Genomic DNA, 17,495 nt, shown 5'->3' with positions numbered 1-17,495 from the left:
ACCGTCATACCCCGCCTTTACGCAATAATTTTCCGGTTATCGCATCATGAATAGAGCTGGGACCTTTCAGACCCTGACAGGGTAAATCAAGAATATAATCAACTTTACCGCCGAAAACGGCATTAAGATCGGAAAGAGTCATAAGCGGAGGCTGCCCCGAAATATTAGCGCTGCTTGAAATTAAAGGGCCGCCGCTTAACTCACATAATCTTTGCAATGTCGAAAACGCGGTAAAGCGCAAAGCAATATTATCCCTGCCTCCGGTTACAAGCGATGACACGCTTTTTGCCGCAGGCACGATAAAAGTATGAGGACCGGGCCACATACTAAGCATAAAATCAATATTTCCGGAGCTGAGCTTTGAAAAGTCAATAAGGCTTTGCGCCATTTCAAAAGATGATACCGCGACGATAAGACCTTTTGCGCTTGAACGTTCTTTAACCTTTATTACTCTTTCAACCGCCCTATCATTTGAAGCAAGACAGCTTACTCCGTAAAGACCTTCGGTCGGGGCAATCACCACCCCGCCTTGTTTTAAAATCTCTGCTGCCTTTACGATCTTAGGATCGTCCACTTAAAGTTTTTCCTGCAATGCCGCGTCTTTAGCCATAACTTCCCGGGCTGCCTTTTCACGATCGGCTTTAACCAAAGCATCAAGCTCAGGATCGGTCAAAGCTAAAATCTGAGCTGCAAGATATGCGGCATTTTTAGCACCGGCTTTGCCTACTGCAACAGTAGCAACAGGGATTCCGCCAGGCATCATTACGGTTGAATATAAAGCATCAACCCCCTTTAAAGGACCGCCGTCAACCGGAATGCCTATAACAGGACGCGTAGTACGGGCAGCAACGGCTCCGGCTAAATGTGCGGCGAGACCTGCGGCACAAATATAAACGCCGCATCCGCGCTTTTCACTGTCCTGTACAAAAGAAGAAACAACATCAGGAGTACGATGGGCTGAAGCCACGCGAATTTCTACTTTAATGTTAAAGCTCTTTAAGATATCGATAGTATTCTGGACTAAAGGCAAATCAGAATCAGAACCCATCAAAATAGCTACGAAATGTTTTGACATCATTAACTCCATGAGAAGCTGCAATAAAAACGGGAGAATAATTTTAACATCTTATTCTAAAAACTTGAGCTATTGATTTTACTTAAGCAAGGCTCCCTGCTTGAATTCCTTGTGAGGAATGATTCTTTAACCTAATATACACTATAAGCTATTAAAATAGGCTCACGGAAAAATGATTGATTTAACTAAGCTGCCGCTTGCCGTAACTTCATTTGACGACTTTATTAGCCGGATAGATTGTCTCACAAGAGTTCAGAAGCAAGAACCCGCCGAAACCTGCAACAAGAGCAGTACTGTTGTTTAACAGTAGGTTCTTTATCCTTTAGGACGGTGAGAGCGTTAAATGCTGCAATAACAGATTAAACTACTTTTTCCTCAACAAAAAACTCATATTTTCGAGATCTGCGGGAAGAGCAAACCGGGTTGCCGCACTTTAAAACAATTCTTCCGTCTTTAATCTTTTTCTTAAACTTAAGCGGAAAACCGCAATGTATGCAGACGCTTTCAACAGGCTCTCCCGGCACGGAAAAACCGCACTCAGGATAATTTGAGCAACCGAAAAATCTTCTCCCGGTTTTACTGCTTCTTTCAATCAATTTGCCTTTTTTACAAACCGGACAAGTAATAAGCGTTTTTTCCGCTTCCGAATAAATAAAATTACAGTTTTCGTAATCAGAACAACCTATATACATTCCGTAACGGCCTTTTTTTACTTCCAAAGGTGATCCGCACTGAGGGCATGGAGCATCAAGTCTTAACAAAGTCATTACCGAATGCTTAAAATGCGAATACTGTACGAACTTACAGGAAGGGAAGTCTGAACAGCCTAAAAACTCACCATGAGAAGATTGGCGCAAAACTAAAGGCGATCCGCATTTAGGGCAAGGATCACCTACATCTAAACCGTCATCTGCTTTACATTGATCTTCAAGTTCTTTTTGCTTATCTTGCATTTTTTGACCTCAAAAAAGAGGTGCAATTGTAACTGAAAATCAAAAAAATACCTAATTTTCAACATGATCTGTTGAATGTAAGTTTTTTTAATTTGCCTGCCATGTAAAACAGCCTAAAAATGCGTAAAAATCTACTCCGTGGTAAAATTCTGCTTACGTATGTTTGCTTTAAATATTATTTAGCGAATTTAAAGATGCCGCTTTAAGGAGAAAAAATGGCCATCCGTGAAATAGTCACTTTTCCCGATGAAAGATTAAGACAAATTTGTGCTCCGGTAACGGAATTTGACGCAGCCTTAAAAGAACTTACCGACGATATGTTTGAAACCATGTATGACGATGAAGGCATCGGACTTGCCGCTCCGCAAATCGGTATCGAAAAGCGCATCGTCGTTATTGATATCCCGGAAGAAGACGGGAAACAGGGAAAGAATAAACTCGTGCTTATAAATCCCAAAATCACCGCCAAAGAAGGAGAAGTGGCCTCAGAAGAAGGATGCCTTTCAGTACCTGAATACCGTGCCGAAATAAAGCGGTATGAAAAGATCACTTTAGAATGTCAGGATCTTAACGGTCAAAAACAAATCTATGAGGCTGACGGTCTTCTTGCTATCTGCATGCAGCACGAACTTGACCACTTGGACGGAAAACTTTTCATTGATTACCTGTCAAGATTGAAAAGAGATCGTCTTCTGACCAAATACCGTAAGCTTAAAAAGGAGCAAGCCCGCGCTCATGAGTAAGATTATTTTTGCCGGAACTCCTGATTTTGCGGCAGTTCACCTTAAGGCACTAATTGATGCCGGAATAATTCCCTGCGCAGTTTACACTCAGCCCGACCGTCCTGCAGGGCGCGGACATAAGCTTACGCCGAGCCCGGTAAAAGAGCTTGCTCTTTTACACAATATTGAAGTCTTGACCCCTGAAAACTTTAAAAACAAAGAAGACGTAGATAAATTTTTAAGTTTTAATGCCGACCTGGCTATTGTCGTTGCTTACGGCGTGATTTTGCCCGATAGTATCGTTCACGGGCCGAAGCTTGGCTGCATCAATGTACACGGATCTCTTCTGCCTGCTTATCGCGGTGCCGCTCCGATTCAAAGAGCTCTTCTAGACGGCAACGATCGTACCGGCGTTACCATCATGAAGATCGTAAAAGAACTTGATGCAGGAGACATGCTTATCAAGGCTGAAATCCCGATTAGCGCTGACGACACGTCAGGATCACTTTTTGACAAACTGGCATCTTTAGGCGCCAAAACATTGGTAGATAATCTTCCTGACATTCTGGCAGAAAAAATAACGGCTAAAAAGCAGGATCCTTCTTTAGCAACTTATGCAAAAAAAATAACTAAAGAAGAAGCACGACTTAATTTTAACGACAGTGCCGAAAACTGCAATCTTAAGATCCGCGGACTTAATCCGTGGCCGATTGCCAACGCATCAATAGACAACATCGTGTTTAAAATTTTTAAAGCTAAAGTTTTAAACGACAACCAGGGTAAGGAACCCGGAACCATAATCTCTGTCGACAAAAAAGGGATTTCAGTTGCCTGCGCCGAGGGCGCCGTTTGTCTTGAAATCATACAGGCTCCAGGAAAAGGCCGCGTCAACGCTGCAGATTTTGCCCGCTCAAGAAGCGATATTTTTTCAGTAGGTAAGAAGTTTGAGTAAATTTTACAAACCGCGCAATAACGGTAAACAAGCCGTCATAGGTCAGGGGTCGCAAAGTCGAGCCGCCGCCGCAAAAATTCTTGCGGGCGTTGAAACCGGACTATCGCTTAGCGATTTGATGCCGCGTTTTACCGCCGAGCTTGATTTGCGCGATCGTGCTTTAGTAAGCGAAATAGTTCACGGAACTTTAAGACACAGAAGGCTTTTGAATCTAAGCCTGCATCCGCTTTTAGATCACAAGCTAAGTTCCAAATACCGTGAAGTAAATACTTTACTTTTAAGTGCTATTTATCAGATAGTTTTCATGCGTACTCCTCCGCATGCCGTTGTCGCGTCGACAGTCGGCGCTTGTGCTTTGTGCAAGTGCCAATCTTTTACCGGCATGGTAAATGCGGTATTAAGACGTTTTTTACGTGAAGGAGCCCACTTACAGCACAGTACCGAAGAGGCTATAGAATTTTCTTTTCCGGATTGGCTTTATAACAAAATTAAAAACGCCTATGGCGACAAAACCAAGGCCATTCTTAAAGCTTCCAACGAGCATGCACCGATGTGGCTGCGCGTTGAGAATTCAAAAATCGGAACTGATGATTATTTAGTTTTGCTTGAAAAGTGCGATATCTTTGCTGTAAGAACACCGTTTTGCAGTAGTGCCTTGCAGCTTGAAGAGCCGGTAATCACGGAAAAACTTCCGTTATTCAAGCGCGGACGGGTAAGCGTTCAGGATTTAGCTGCCCAGCTTGCAGCACCGCTTCTTGATCTAAAGCCGCAGATGCGGGTGCTTGACACCTGTTCGGCTCCCGGCGGTAAAAGCGCGCACATCCTTGATTTGGAGCCTACTGTAGAATTAACCGCTCTTGATAGCGATGAAAAACGGCTTGCAAGTGCAAAAGAAAACCTTGCGCGCCTGCAGCGCAATGCTGTTTTCAAGATGCTTGATGCTCAAGATCTATCCTCGCTTGAAGGTGAGTTTGACCGTATTCTCGTCGACGCTCCATGCTCAGGAACCGGAGTCATAAGACGTCACCCTGACATAAAATGGTTAAGACGTGAAGGAGATATCGCTAATTTAACCGCGATTCAAGCTAAAATTTTAGACAGTGCTTTTTCCAAACTTAAAAAAGGCGGTATTTTGCTTTATACCACTTGCTCGATTTTACCTGAGGAAAACTCCGAACAAATTGAAGCCTTTTTATCGCGCCATGCCGATGCCAAATTGTTGCCGTTTAATATTTTCGGTCAGTCTGGCGGCACTTTTCAACACTTGCCGGGAGATGATGACGCGGACGGATTTTTCTATGCAAGGATGATTAAAAACTCATGAGAATCATCATTATCGGGGCAACAACTGCGGGTATCGGACTTGCCGAATATCTGGTCGGAAGCGGACATGCCGTAACATTAATTGATACGCCGTCAGAAGAATTATCGCAAATCGGCAATCGCCTGGACTTAAGAGTCGTCCAGGGAATGCCTTCGCGTCCTTCCGTGCTGCGCAGCGCCGGAGCAGAAAATACCGAATTGCTTGTTGCTACCTCCAATATTGATGAAATTAATATGGCCGCCTGTTCTATTGCGGGCGCCTTATTTCAAATCCCGCGTAAAATCGCCCGCATCAGGACACCTGATTACCTGACTGAAGCTGATGAGATTTTCGGACCGCACGCAATTCCTATCGACCACATTATTGCACCTGAACATCTTATCGCCGACTTCATCATGGATCTAATCGATTTGCCGGGAGCTTTATCGGTTTCAAACTATTGTGCAGGACGGCTTGTTATCGCTGCTGCCAAATGTTCAAGAGGCGGAAAACTTCTGGGACAAAAGGTTTCAAAACTTGAGGATTTCGGGGCAAAAGTCAGTGTTTTAGCACTTTACCGCAATGAACAACCGGTAAAAGATTTTCTCAATGCCGAATTATGCGAAAGCGATGAAATTTATTTTTGCTGCGAAAAGTCCCGCTCTCTTAGCGTATTAGGCGGTATTCTTCCTATCGATCAATGCGTAAAAACCATAACCATTGCGGGCGGATCGCATATTTCAGACGAGCTTGCGCGCAGGCTTTCCCGCCGCTTTAGAGTAAAACTAATCGAATCGGATCCGCAAAGAGCCAAACGCGTAGCCGACAGTCTTCAAGATACTGAAGTTGAAATTTTCTGTTCCAACCCGAGCGACATCAACTTTATTCTGGAAGAACATATTTACGATTCAGATTATTTTATTGCCGCGACCAATGATGATGAAACCAACATTATTTCATCATTTATGATAAAACGGACCAATCACGCCAAAACTTTCACCATCATCCGCAACGAAAGCTATTTAACTTTAGCTTCATCTCGCGAAATTGACACCATTGTGTCCCCTAAAGATGCGACGATTTCCGAACTTTTATCCAATATCCGCCAAGACGGTTTGGAAAAAACTTATCTGTTCCGCCACGGTTTGGCAGAAGGCGTTGAACTTGCAATCCGCGGCTCACGCCTAAGCTCAAGAGTCATCGGTAAAAAAATCGACGACATCAATTTGCCCAAAGGAGTAACCTTAGGTCTTATCACCCGCGGCAATAAAGTATTGAAAATTGATAAAGATCTGCGTTTTGAGGACGGCGATCATCTTATCGCCTTCCTTACCGATCATAAGCAGCTGCGCCATTTAACCAAGCTGTTCAGACCTCGTTCATTCTGGATCCCGTCATGGTAGTAAATATCCGCATCATCGCTAAAATGTTAAGCCCGGCCGTTACCGGATTCGGGGTAATTGCTCTTATTCCTGCCATATATGCGTTAATTTCAGGGACACCCGGAGCCTTCAGCTTTATTTCCGTTACCATCTTAGCCGTAGCTATCGGAAACATCCTTAGAATTATCGGCAAAAACTCACCTAACCTCATAGCTCTAAGAGAGTTGTTTTTATTTACTTTTCTCTTATGGAGCATTTTAGCGCTCATCGCATCTCTTCCTTTTTTTATTCAGCTTGAGGACATTGACTTTTTAGCGGGTCTTTTTGAGTCAGTTTCATCTCTATCAACCACCGGTGCTACCGTTATAAATAATCTTGATGTGCGTCCGCCTTCTATATTGCTATGGCGATCAATACTGCAGTATTTAGGAGGAATAGGATTCGTAGTAATCGGCATTGCGGTACTGCCGACTCTTGCCTTGGGCGGTATGAATCTGTTTAAAACCGAATCAATTGACGGAAGAACAAAGCTGACTCCGCACATAAAAACCATGGCTTTTGCTTTATTGATGTTCTATATCGTGCTGCTCATACTGTGTACCGGATGCTACATCTTCTTCGGTCTTGATATTTTCCTGGCAATTAACGCCGCCATGTGCACGGTAGCAACCGGTGGAATGATGCCGATTGACGCATCAATGAACGGTCTTCCCGCCGGTGTTCATTACAGTGCTATTGTCTTTATGTTCATCTGCTCCTGTCCGTTTCTTATAATCCTCGCTTCTTTTACCGAAAGCCGATCATTATTTTTTAAAGACGAGCAGATAAGAGGTCTGTTTCTCATTATCGTATTTTTCTCTGCTGCGGTAATTTTATCTTTGATTTTCTATAACGGATATGATGTCGAACGAGCGATACGCATCGGTCTTTTTAACGTAACGTCAATTATTTCCAGTACCGGATTTTCTCTTGAAGATTTCTCTAAATGGAACTCTTTTGCCAGTGTTATCTTCCTTAGTATTTTTGCTATAGGCGGTTGCTCCGGATCAACATCCGGCGGCATAAAAATTTTCCGTATTCAGGTCTGCTACCGTATGCTCAAATGCAATATGTTAAGAAGCCTGCACCCGCACGGCGTGATCTTTCCAAGATTCAACGGTACTGAAATCAACTCCATGACCTCGTTTTCAGTAGTAAGTTTTCTTGTTGCATATATTCTCGTCACTTTCTGTTCCACACTGGCCGCTACCTTAATGGGACTTCCTATCACCGATGCTTTTACCGCAACTCTCACCTGCCTTTCAAACATCGGTCCGACCATGGGTGACGTAGTACTGCCTAATTCCGCCAACTTCGCATCCGTATCAGGCCCGCTGCATCTGCTGTTCTCTATCGACATGCTGCTTGGCCGTCTTGAGATCATTCCGGTGCTTTTATGCTTTACCCGTTTCTTCTGGCGCAAATAATCACAAGAGAAATTTCTTATTTATCTAAAAGGATCAGCGGCTAATACCCCGTTTTTTAGGACGGAAATCTTCGCAAGGAAAAGCTCAGTTTTTAATCCGGCGTTTTCTGCCGGTTAATATATTTTCGGATCCGGGATATGGGAGCACACCGCATGAGGAAGTAAAAAAGATAGCAAACGGAATGCAATTTCCCGCAGTTTAGATCTAACAGTCGGCTTATTACGCTTACGAATGAGCTCGGCAGCAGAAACATACCGAAGCTTACAGCGGTAGCCGTATTGTTGTTTAGCGGTAGGCTCTTCGACCTTTAGACTGGGGAATAATGTCAATTAGGTGACAACCGACAGTCATCACCTAACTAATTAAATGTACAGAACAAAATCCACGCAAATCACTATTATCCAAGCTACATTATGGCAAAAACAGCCGATAAGCGTATGCTTTAGTTCTTTAGCCACAAGAAGCGGATCTTTAACGTGATTTATTGCGCGAAATGCCGATAAAAACAAAGGAATAAGCCCGACAAGCAAAATTGCGCACTCCCATGCCCGATGCGACAAACAGCAGGCTGTAAGAGAAAAAATCACAGTAATGATAAACAGGAAAGCGTGATAAAAACCGGCCATTTTCCGGCCCAAGCGAACGGCTATCGTCTTCTTGCCGTTAAGAAAATCCTCATCAATATCACGCATATTGGCAACATGTAAAACCATTACGGAAGATGCGCCTACGCTTATGCATAATAAAATCGTATCAGGATATACGGCCACGCCCAAATCGCTGGCGTTGCTTAACATGATCTGCGGACCTACAACGGCAAGAATGCCGAAGAAAATAAATACCGACAGATCACCAAGACCTTTATATCCGTATGCCATACCTACGGTATACAAAAGAGCGGCAACAATAGATACGGCGCCTAAAAACAGGAACCAGGCAAGAGCGTTTATATTGTTGAAAAAAGACATCCCGACTGCTACGGCACCGACAATAACGGCAAGCAGAATCGCAACTCCAATCCCTTTTCTTAATTGCGTAAGCGACAGTCCTCCCGACATTACCGCACGAATCGGTCCGACTCGCGCCGCACCGTCTGCCCCCTTGCAGGCATCTCCGTAGTCGTTGGCAAGATTAGAGACAATCTGCAGCAATACTCCGGTGAGAATAATCAAAAGCATCAGGACAATCGTATAAAAAGAGATCTCCCCGTAATACAAACCTAAAAAGCACCCGACCGCGCAATTGCTTGCCGCAAGCAGTAAAGTTTTCGGTCTAATTTCATTAACCCACAAATCAAACATAAAACAAGCTCTTTATCGGAAAGGGAAAAACTAATGTAAACAAATCGTTGTGTATTTTAACCGAGAAGCGAAGAAAAAGAGTAAAAGCCTAAGGTATAATCTAAGCGCTTTTTGAATCATGTGAAAATTTGAATAGAAAAATAAAATATTCGGAGCTTTTATGTTATTTGACGATCCCGCTTTGCGTCAGTTAAAACAAAAATTCAATCAGGAAAAAATTCGTAAAGAAGGTACGGTAAGAGCAACTGATCGCGGTTTCGGCTTCCTTGAGGCCTCAGATAAAGAATCTTATTTCATAACCCCCAACAATATGCGCAGCATCATGCACGGCGATCGCATAAGCGCCGTAATTGAAAGCGATGACAAGGGCAAACAGCAGGCCGTTCCTGAAAAATTAGTTGTTCCTGTTTTATCCCGTTTCGTCGGCAGAGTTAGACTTAATAAAAACAAAATTCAGGTTATTCCCGATCTCCCTAACGTATCTTTGCCCGTTTTTACGGTTGATAAACGTCAAGATCAGAGCATAGCTTTAAAAAACGGCGATTGGGTTATCTGCAACTTAGTAAAACATGCTTTAAAGGACGGCAATTTTAAAGCCGAGCTTATAGAGCGCATTACTGACGCAAAAGATCCGAAAGTTCCTTGGACTGTTGTATTGCGCGGGCTTGATTTGCCGCTTGAGCCGCCGTCGTTCCATGAGTTTACCAACCACGAAGCGGATCTTTTACGTGAAGATATGTCCGCAATTCCTTTTGTCACTATCGACAGTGCCAAAACTAAAGATATGGACGACGCTTTATATATAGAAAAAAACAGTGACAACTCATTTAAGCTTTATGTAGCCATTGCCGATCCTACAGCTTATATAGGAGAGGATTCACCCTTAAACAAAAGCGCCGCTTCCCGTGCTTTTTCCATTTACCTGCCGGGACGCGATATTCCGATGCTGCCTCGCGAATTGTCAGATGATCTTTGCTCATTGAAAGAAAATGAGGAACGCCAGGCTCTGGTCGGTATTATTCCTATTTTATCCGACGGTACCGTTGATTCTCTTAATACCGAATTTAAGCTCGCCCGCATCAAATCTCACGGCAAATTGGTTTATAACTACGTATCCGATTTTCTGGAAAAAGGCGCAAGCGATAATTTTGTTCCGACTGATGAAATCAAGGATATCCTTAATAAATTAGTCGAATTTGCCAAATTACGCGACAACTACCGCTCAACTCATGCCGCTTCTTTTAAAAACCGTCCCGATTATGACTTTGTTTTAACAGAAGACGGGGCTCTTGATCATATTGAAGTAAATTACCGCCGCATTGCCAATCAAATTGTTGAAGAAGCGATGATTAGCGCCAATATCGCTGCCGGTGATATTCTGGCGGCCAAATTCAATGCCGGCGTTTTTAACAGTCATAAAGGTTTTGACTTAAGTGCCGCAAATGAGATCTTGTCCTTACTTGAAAGTGAAGGCTTTAAAGGTGCTGATGCGGAAAATCTTAAAGATATGCAAGAATTCAGCGCCATTCGGCGTTATGCAAACGCAATGGATTCAGGTTACCTTGATGCCAGGATCCGTAAATTGCAGGATTATTCCCAAATAAGTATTACACCAGCTCCGCATTTTGCTTTAGGAGTGAACAATTACGCCACCTGGACATCACCTATCCGCAAGTACGGCGATATGGTCAACCATCGCTTGCTTAAGGCGCTGATTTTGCACTCTGATCATCCGACGCTGCCTGATGATGCAACGCTTCAGACAATGAATCAGGCCCGCCGCATCAATCGTATGGCAGAGCGCGACGTTAAAGATTGGCTGTATGTCGATTATCTTGAAGGAGATATCGCTAAAAAAACCGAATTTACCGGAGAAATTTTTGACATTGTCCGCGGAGGTTTGCGCGTCTCGCTTAAAGAAAACGGCGCCATGATTTTTATTCCTGCTTCCTTAATTGCCGACAACAAAAACGATGTCGATTTTGACGGACAAAACGGCATTATTTTTGTAGGCGGCAAACCTACCTGGCGTCTTAGCGATGAAATAAAAGTCAGAATTCTTTCCGTCAATAAAGAAACCCGCTCTATTGTCGGAGCTCCTACCGTAGGTCTCCCGGGTGTCGTTCTGCCTAATCCAGATGATCAGAGAAATAAACGCTAAAACATGAATTATCAAAACCATTCTTATAAAGAGAACCTCCTTATCATGGGAGGTCATCTGGCAGACGATCTTTGCCAAGGTTCACTGCCTGCCATTTTGGCTTTTATGTATCAGGAAGGTAAATTATCCTCATATGCCGACGTTGCCTTTCTTATTATGGCAACTACCATCGTAAACGCGATAGCTCAGCCGCTTACGGGTTATCTTTCCGATAAAAAACCGCGTCCGTACCTTATGTGCCTGGGCATGCTCATCGCAGCATTGGGCGTTGCCTTTATAGGCTTTATTGATAATTACTTGCTATTATGCGCCGCAGTAGCGGTAAACGGTATCGGCGTCGCCACCTTCCATCCGTCCGCCGGTAAACTTGCCAACATTTTTGCCGGTAAAAAAGTCGGACGAGGAATGAGTATTTTTTCAGTAGGAGGAAATATCGGTTACGCAATCGGCCCTTTGTACTTTACTGCCGGATATATGCTGTTCGGCCTTAAAGCTACGATTTTGATTTTAATCCCGGCTTTAATCATGGCTTTTATCTTCATTAGGCGCAATCGTAAATATCTTATTTACTCAAAGAGAACCGAAGCAAGAACGAGACGCCGCCTGAATGACGCAGCCGTCAAAGACAATTATTTCGGCACTTTCCTTTTAGTCCTGCTGGTCTTTGCCCGTTCTGCCGCTATGTTCAGCTTAACGACATTTTTACCTTTGTATTTCATGCACGAACTTGGTCAAAAAGAAGAAGTATCAACTCTTGCCAACACCATTGTTGCAGGAGCCGGTGCAATTGCAACTTTAATCGGAGGCCCGATGGCTGATCGCTTCGGCTTTACTCAATGGGTACGCTTTACTTCAGTAGTATGCGTTCCTTTTGGAGTATTGTTTATTTTGACCCATAATCCGCTGTTGTCAGTTGCCGCTTTAATTCCGCTTGCACTCTTTTATTATGCGGCCATGTCCCCGATTGTTGTTATCGGACAAAAAATGCTGCCCCAGCACGTCGGTATGGCGACCGGCATTACGATAGGTCTCGGCATCAGCTTCGGCGGAATCATCGCCCCGGTTCTTGGAAATCTGGGAGACAAATTCGGACTTGATGCTACGATGCTTGCGGTAGTGTGCTTAACCGGACTTTCCGCACTGTTATCTTTCGTCGTGCCGATTGTTAATAGACCGGTTAAAGAAAAAATTACAGCGTAAAATTTTTCTTTTTTAAGAAAAATTGAGCTTTATCGTCAAATAAGCGTATAATTATTATACGCTTATATAAAATATTTATTAACAAACATTACAACAATACGGAGATCTTTATGGCAGAACGCGCCAAAGCTAAAAAAGAGGACGGAGCCAACAGTTTAGTCGCAAATCTCACTACTGATGCCAAACGTCAAAAAGCCCTTGAAATGGCTATGGAACAAATCGAGAAGCAATTCGGAAAAGGTGCCATCATGCGCCTTGGCCAAAGTGAAATCGACGACATTGAAGCTATTTCAACCGGCTCCTTATCCTTGGATATCGCTTTAGGCATCGGTGGTCTGCCGATGGGACGAATCATCGAGATTTACGGTCCGGAATCCTCAGGAAAAACCACTTTAACCTTAGAACTTATCGCCCAAGCTCAAAAGAAAGGAAAAATCTGTGCTTTTATCGACGCAGAGCACGCTCTTGACCCCGTCTATGCCAAAAAACTCGGAGTACAGGTTGAAAACGTCTTTATTTCCCAACCCGATACCGGTGAGCAGGCTCTTGAAATCTGCGAAACTCTCGTAAGATCGGGAGGAATCGATCTTGTAGTCATCGACTCGGTCGCCGCGCTGGTACCTAAAGCCGAAATTGAAGGAGACATGGGAGATAACCACGTCGGACTGCAGGCCCGTCTTATGTCGCAAGCCTTGCGCAAGCTCACCGGCATTATCAAGCAGGCAAACTGCATGGTCGTGTTCATTAACCAGCTGCGTATGAAGATTGGCGTGATGTTCGGCAATCCTGAAACCACCACCGGCGGTAACGCACTTAAATATTATGCCTCCGTCCGCCTGGATATCCGCAAAGGATCTCCGATAAAAGACAAAGAAGAAGTCATCGGTAACGAAACCAAAGTTAAAGTAGTTAAAAACAAAGTCGCACCTCCGTTTAAACAGGCAAACTTCCAAATTCTCTTTAATTACGGTATTGCCAAAAACGGTGAGCTCATCGATTTGGGCGTTCAGGCCCGTATTGTCGAGAAAACCGGTGCCTGGTTCAGCTACAACGGCAATAAAATCGGTCAAGGTAAAGTCAATGCTATGCGCTTTTTAGATGAGCATCCTGAAGTTGCCGATGAAATTGAAGCTAAGATCCGTGAATACTTTAAGAACGTTAACGATTACTCGGCCACGGCAGATCTCGGAGCTGCGGAAGCAGAAAAATCTCCTGTCGATTCATTGCCCGACATTGATGACTCCGATCTCATCACCGAAATACCTGATGATCTTTAATGTTTAACAAAAAAATTGCAAAAAGTGAAGACGCAGCTCTGGCGCTAAACGCTGCGCTGCGTCTTTTAACCCGCCGTGAATATTCTCTTTACGAATTAAAAGTAAAACTTTTACCCCGTTTTACGCATGATGCCGTAAACACTGCCCTGACAAAATGCATCAATGAAGGATGGCAGAGCGAAAAACGCTGTGCTCAGATGCTGCTGCGTCATTGCGTCTTTTCGTATTACGGCCCGCTGAAGCTAAGCCTCCTTGCCAGGCAAAAGCACATCGACCTTTGTTATATAGAACATGCAGTAGAAGATGAAGAAACGGACTGGGTGCAAACTGCTCTTGCAGCTTTACAAAAAAAATATTCAGCAGACGATCTTAGAGATCCCGAAAAAAAACAGAAAGCTCTGAGTTTTTTATACAGACGCGGTTTTACGCCGAACCAATGCATCGGAGCTTTAAAACTCTTTGGATCCGTACCGTCTGACAATGTATAATTGACGATTAATTCTTAATTTAGAAAGTCTTGGAATTATTTAATATGTACATGACTACCGATGAGATACGTTCTACGTACCTCGAATTCTTCCGTAAAAACGGTCATGAGGTAGTGCGATCAAGCTCTCTTGTACCGTATAACGATCCGACATTACTTTTTACCAATGCCGGCATGAACCAGTTCAAGGACATCTACTTAGGCAAGGAGACCCGTCCTTATCTGCGCGCCACCACTGCTCAAAAATGCGTACGCGCAGGCGGAAAGCAGAATGACTTAGATAACGTCGGTTATACTGCCCGCCACCATACATTTTTTGAGATGTTAGGTAACTTCAGCTTCGGCGATTATTTCAAAAAAGAGGCTATTTATTACGCATGGACTCTTTTGACCGAAGGCTTTAAATTGCCTAAAGAATCTTTAACCGTAACCGTCTATGCCGACGACAACGAAGCTTATGACATTTGGAAAAACGTTATCGGACTTCCTGCAGAAAAAATCATCCGCATCGGCGACAACAAGGGCGGAGCATTCAACTCAGACAATTTCTGGCAGATGGGTGATACCGGTCCGTGCGGTCCGTGCTCTGAAATTTTCTACGATCACGGTCCCGGCGTTTGGGGAGGACCTCCGGGATCTCCTGAGGAAGACGGTGATCGTTTCATCGAAATTTGGAACATCGTGTTCATGCAGTACAACCGTAAGGCCGACGGTACTTTTGAGAAATTAAAGAAACCGATGATCGACAATGGTCTTGGTCTCGAACGTATTGCCGCAGTTTTACAAGGTGTACATTCAAATTACGATATCGATTTGTTCCGTACCCTTATTGCCAAAACGGCTGAAATCTTAAATGTCAGCGATTTATCCGAAAAATCACTGCGCGTTATTTCAGATCATATCCGTTCCTGCTCATTCCTCATTGCCGACGGTGTCTTACCGTCAAATGAAGGCCGCGGCTACGTATTGCGCCGTATCATCCGCCGCGCAGTGCGTCACGGACGCCTTATGGGAGCAAAAGACGTTTTCTTCTATAAGCTTGTCGGCACTTTGTGCGAATTAATGGGTAAAGCCTACCCTGAACTTATCGAACAGCGTCAGCTCATCGAAAAAACTTTAAAGAAAGAAGAAGAGCAGTTCCTCAATACTTTAGACAGAGGCCTTGCCATGCTTGACTCCGAACTTGACAAGTTGGGAGCAAATAGAACTATTCCGGGCGAAGTGGTATTTAAACTTTATGATACCTACGGCTTCCCTGCCGATCTTACTCAAGACGTAGTTCGCGATCGCGGCTACATCGTTGATATGGACGGCTTTGAAAAGGAAATGACCAAGCAGCGTGAACGCGCCAAGTCAGCTTCAACTTTCGGTATCGACTATAACAAAGAGCTTAAGTTAAGCGACATCTCTATCTTTGACGGATATAATCATTTAAGCTGTGAAGGCAAGATTGTCTCTATGTTCAAAGGTTCCGAACCTATTGAATCCGCCTCAACTGATGAGGAAGTCATTATCGTTTTGGATAAGACTACTTTCTATGGAGAGATGGGCGGACAGATCGGTGACACCGGAACTTTAAGATGCGGACATAATCTCTTTATAGTCGAAAACACCAAACACGTCGGCAAAGCTATCATTCATGTAGGCCGTGTCGAGTTAGGACAGTTCTCGGTAGGTCAGACCGTAACTGCAGAAGTAGATGCGCAGCGCCGCAAGGACATTGCATCCCACCATAGCGCCACGCACTTACTGCATGCTGCATTACGTAAAGTATTAGGTGATCATGTCTTCCAAAAAGGTTCATCCGTAGGACCTGATCGTCTGCGCTTTGACTTCTCGCACCCGCATCCTTTATCCCTTGATGAAAGACAAGCGGTTAGCGCTTTAGTAAATAAGGCTATCCGCGAAAACTATCCGGTTACCACCGAAGTTATGGATTTAAATAAAGCCAAACTCTCAGGAGCCATGGCATTATTTGATGAAAAATACGAAGGTGAAGTCCGCGTTGTTTCAATGGGCGAAGTATCCAAAGAATTGTGCGGCGGTACCCACGTTGCACGTACCGGAGATCTCGGATACTTTATCATCATCAGTGACGAAAGTATTGCATCAGGTATTCGCCGTATCGAAGCTTTAACCGGCGAAGCTGCAATTGAATATCAGCAGCACTTGGCTCGTATGCTTGCCTACACCAGCACTATGCTGCAAACCGATAACTTCTCCGTTCTTGAGAAAGTAAAAGGTCTTATCAACAACACCAAATCCCTTGAGCATGAAAATATGCTGCTTAAGGAGAAGATCGTGCATATGGATGCCAAAGCTTTAGCTTATGATGCAGTTGAGATCAACGGCATCAAGATAGTTATAGCTAAAGTTGACTCTTACAATGCCCGTGAACTGCGTCTTGCTGTTGATGAGCTTAAAAACCATCTCAAGAGCTGCGCTATAGTTTTAGGTACTGTTGAAGGCGAAAAAGTAAGCCTGATTGCCGCTCTATCCAAAGACTTGACCTCTAAAGTTAAAGCAGGAGAGCTTGTTAACGTTGCGGCAAGCTGCGTTAACGGTAAAGGCGGCGGGCGTCCCGATATGGCTCAGGCCGGTGGCACCAAGCCTGAAGGTCTTGATGAAGCCCTCGAGAAAGCTCGCACTTTCCTTACGGAGAAACTTTAATCATGCTAGTTATATCCCGTAAAGAAGGAGAAAAAATCCGTATCGGACGGGATATAACCATTTCTATTTTAGATATTAAAAACGGCAGAGTCAGCATAGGTATATCCGCTCCTGCCGCTGTCCCTATAGAAAGAATGGCTGATGAGAAAAACCGTAAAGAAAAAGCTGTTTTAGTCGAGTCCGTTAAAGATAAGACAAAAAGTTCTTGACTTTAAGCTTTTAAGATTGCATACTACAGCACCAGCTGCGGAGAGATGACCGAGAGGCTGAAGGTACTCCCCTGCTAAGGGAGCATATGACTAAAAAGTCGTATCGAGGGTTCGAATCCCTTTCTCTCCGCCACGCAGCAATTTCACATCGTCTAATCCCATCTAATACTCAAATTATTTCAATCAACTATCTGTAAATTTTATCTAACACCATCTCATTTTATCTAATACAATCTTGACTTTTTTGATGGTCAGGATGATAGTCATAAATAGAATTTTAATTTAATGATAGACAAAATGCCCAAAATAGCCAAAACTCTTACCGATTTACAGGTTA

The 17,495-nt window shown here is 43.8% G+C and carries 15 protein-coding genes and 1 tRNA gene; 12 read left to right on the top strand and 4 right to left on the bottom strand.

Annotated features, from left to right (window positions below; genetic code table 11):
• Positions 1-4: 4 nt before the first annotated feature.
• From HMPREF9444_RS00475 to HMPREF9444_RS00465, 3 genes are all read right to left on the bottom strand, one after another.
• On the bottom strand, positions 5-574 hold the full coding sequence (locus HMPREF9444_RS00475; protein WP_009142330.1) for an L-threonylcarbamoyladenylate synthase: 570 nt from the start codon (positions 572-574) through the stop codon (positions 5-7).
• Positions 575-1,075: a 5-(carboxyamino)imidazole ribonucleotide mutase gene (purE, locus tag HMPREF9444_RS00470; protein ID WP_040908990.1), complete on the bottom strand. Its 501-nt coding sequence runs from the start codon at positions 1,073-1,075 to the stop codon at positions 575-577. It abuts the gene before it with no gap.
• A 359-nt stretch (positions 1,076-1,434) separates the two neighbouring features.
• Positions 1,435-2,028 (bottom strand): DNA topoisomerase family protein, encoded by a 594-nt coding sequence (locus HMPREF9444_RS00465; RefSeq protein ID WP_009142327.1) that lies wholly within the window; start codon positions 2,026-2,028, stop codon positions 1,435-1,437.
• Positions 2,029-2,243: 215 nt separating this feature from the next.
• Between HMPREF9444_RS00465 and def the strand changes: the two genes are divergently transcribed.
• The 5 genes from def to HMPREF9444_RS00440 are packed head-to-tail and all read left to right on the top strand — an operon-like array spanning position 2,244 to position 7,853.
• On the top strand, positions 2,244-2,771 hold the full coding sequence (gene def / locus HMPREF9444_RS00460) for a peptide deformylase (protein WP_009142326.1): 528 nt from the start codon (positions 2,244-2,246) through the stop codon (positions 2,769-2,771).
• The gene (gene fmt / locus HMPREF9444_RS00455; RefSeq protein ID WP_009142325.1) at positions 2,764-3,702 is read left to right on the top strand and encodes a methionyl-tRNA formyltransferase; all 939 of its coding nucleotides are present in this window, start codon (positions 2,764-2,766) and stop codon (positions 3,700-3,702) included. The genes def and fmt overlap by 8 nt, the downstream gene beginning before the upstream one ends.
• The gene (rsmB, locus tag HMPREF9444_RS00450) at positions 3,695-5,026 is read left to right on the top strand and encodes a 16S rRNA (cytosine(967)-C(5))-methyltransferase RsmB (protein WP_009142324.1); all 1,332 of its coding nucleotides are present in this window, start codon (positions 3,695-3,697) and stop codon (positions 5,024-5,026) included. The genes fmt and rsmB overlap by 8 nt, the downstream gene beginning before the upstream one ends.
• A complete protein-coding gene (gene trkA, locus HMPREF9444_RS00445; protein ID WP_009142323.1) occupies positions 5,023-6,408 on the top strand; it encodes a Trk system potassium transporter TrkA in 1,386 nt (461 codons plus the stop codon). Before rsmB ends, trkA begins: the two co-directional genes overlap by 4 nt.
• A complete protein-coding gene (locus tag HMPREF9444_RS00440; protein ID WP_009142322.1) occupies positions 6,402-7,853 on the top strand; it encodes a TrkH family potassium uptake protein in 1,452 nt (483 codons plus the stop codon). Before trkA ends, HMPREF9444_RS00440 begins: the two co-directional genes overlap by 7 nt.
• Before the next feature lie 362 nt (positions 7,854-8,215).
• Here the strand turns inward: HMPREF9444_RS00440 and menA are convergent, their stop codons facing one another.
• Positions 8,216-9,154 (bottom strand): 1,4-dihydroxy-2-naphthoate octaprenyltransferase, encoded by a 939-nt coding sequence (gene menA, locus HMPREF9444_RS00435; RefSeq protein WP_009142321.1) that lies wholly within the window; start codon positions 9,152-9,154, stop codon positions 8,216-8,218.
• Positions 9,155-9,314: 160 nt separating this feature from the next.
• Here menA and HMPREF9444_RS00430 point away from each other — a divergent pair, with 160 nt between their 5' ends.
• From HMPREF9444_RS00430 to HMPREF9444_RS00400, 7 genes are all read left to right on the top strand, one after another.
• Positions 9,315-11,315, top strand: coding sequence for an exoribonuclease II (locus HMPREF9444_RS00430; RefSeq protein WP_009142320.1), 2,001 nt, complete (start codon positions 9,315-9,317; stop codon positions 11,313-11,315).
• 3 nt (positions 11,316-11,318) lie between these two features.
• A complete protein-coding gene (locus HMPREF9444_RS00425) occupies positions 11,319-12,515 on the top strand; it encodes an MFS transporter (RefSeq protein WP_009142319.1) in 1,197 nt (398 codons plus the stop codon).
• 203 nt (positions 12,516-12,718) lie between these two features.
• Positions 12,719-13,792, top strand: coding sequence for a recombinase RecA (gene recA, locus HMPREF9444_RS00420; RefSeq protein WP_232196206.1), 1,074 nt, complete (start codon positions 12,719-12,721; stop codon positions 13,790-13,792).
• Complete coding sequence (locus tag HMPREF9444_RS00415) at positions 13,792-14,280, top strand: regulatory protein RecX (protein WP_009142317.1); 489 nt, start codon at positions 13,792-13,794, stop codon at positions 14,278-14,280. Before recA ends, HMPREF9444_RS00415 begins: the two co-directional genes overlap by 1 nt.
• 44 nt (positions 14,281-14,324) lie before the next feature.
• Entirely contained in the window at positions 14,325-16,949 is a 2,625-nt protein-coding gene (gene alaS / locus HMPREF9444_RS00410; RefSeq protein WP_009142316.1) for an alanine--tRNA ligase, read from the top strand.
• Between the two features lie 2 nt (positions 16,950-16,951).
• On the top strand, positions 16,952-17,158 hold the full coding sequence (locus tag HMPREF9444_RS00405; RefSeq protein ID WP_009142315.1) for a carbon storage regulator: 207 nt from the start codon (positions 16,952-16,954) through the stop codon (positions 17,156-17,158).
• A 39-nt stretch (positions 17,159-17,197) separates the two neighbouring features.
• Positions 17,198-17,291, top strand: a tRNA-Ser gene (locus tag HMPREF9444_RS00400).
• Positions 17,292-17,495 lie beyond the last annotated feature (204 nt).

Source organism: Succinatimonas hippei YIT 12066 (assembly GCF_000188195.1).
Lineage (GTDB): Bacteria > Pseudomonadota > Gammaproteobacteria > Enterobacterales > Succinivibrionaceae > Succinatimonas > Succinatimonas hippei.
Note: the sequence above shows the minus strand (reverse complement) of the source record. Positions and strands in the feature narration are given on the sequence as shown.

Bases quoted from the DNA above. Each gene is read 5' to 3' on its own strand.
- trkA (WP_009142323.1), top strand. From the start codon at position 5,023: ATGAGAATCATCATTATCGGGGCAACAACTGCGGGTATCGGACTTGCC.
- HMPREF9444_RS00405 (WP_009142315.1), top strand. From the start codon at position 16,952: ATGCTAGTTATATCCCGTAAAGAAGGAGAAAAAATCCGTATCGGACGG.
- def (WP_009142326.1), top strand. From the start codon at position 2,244: ATGGCCATCCGTGAAATAGTCACTTTTCCCGATGAAAGATTAAGACAA.
- HMPREF9444_RS00440 (WP_009142322.1), top strand. From the start codon at position 6,402: ATGGTAGTAAATATCCGCATCATCGCTAAAATGTTAAGCCCGGCCGTT.
- alaS (WP_009142316.1), top strand. From the start codon at position 14,325: ATGTACATGACTACCGATGAGATACGTTCTACGTACCTCGAATTCTTC.
- HMPREF9444_RS00430 (WP_009142320.1), top strand. From the start codon at position 9,315: ATGTTATTTGACGATCCCGCTTTGCGTCAGTTAAAACAAAAATTCAAT.
- HMPREF9444_RS00465 (WP_009142327.1), bottom strand. From the start codon at position 2,028: ATGCAAGATAAGCAAAAAGAACTTGAAGATCAATGTAAAGCAGATGAC.
- HMPREF9444_RS00415 (WP_009142317.1), top strand. From the start codon at position 13,792: ATGTTTAACAAAAAAATTGCAAAAAGTGAAGACGCAGCTCTGGCGCTA.
- HMPREF9444_RS00425 (WP_009142319.1), top strand. From the start codon at position 11,319: ATGAATTATCAAAACCATTCTTATAAAGAGAACCTCCTTATCATGGGA.
- menA (WP_009142321.1), bottom strand. From the start codon at position 9,154: ATGTTTGATTTGTGGGTTAATGAAATTAGACCGAAAACTTTACTGCTT.
- purE (WP_040908990.1), bottom strand. From the start codon at position 1,075: ATGTCAAAACATTTCGTAGCTATTTTGATGGGTTCTGATTCTGATTTG.
- fmt (WP_009142325.1), top strand. From the start codon at position 2,764: ATGAGTAAGATTATTTTTGCCGGAACTCCTGATTTTGCGGCAGTTCAC.
- recA (WP_232196206.1), top strand. From the start codon at position 12,719: ATGGCTATGGAACAAATCGAGAAGCAATTCGGAAAAGGTGCCATCATG.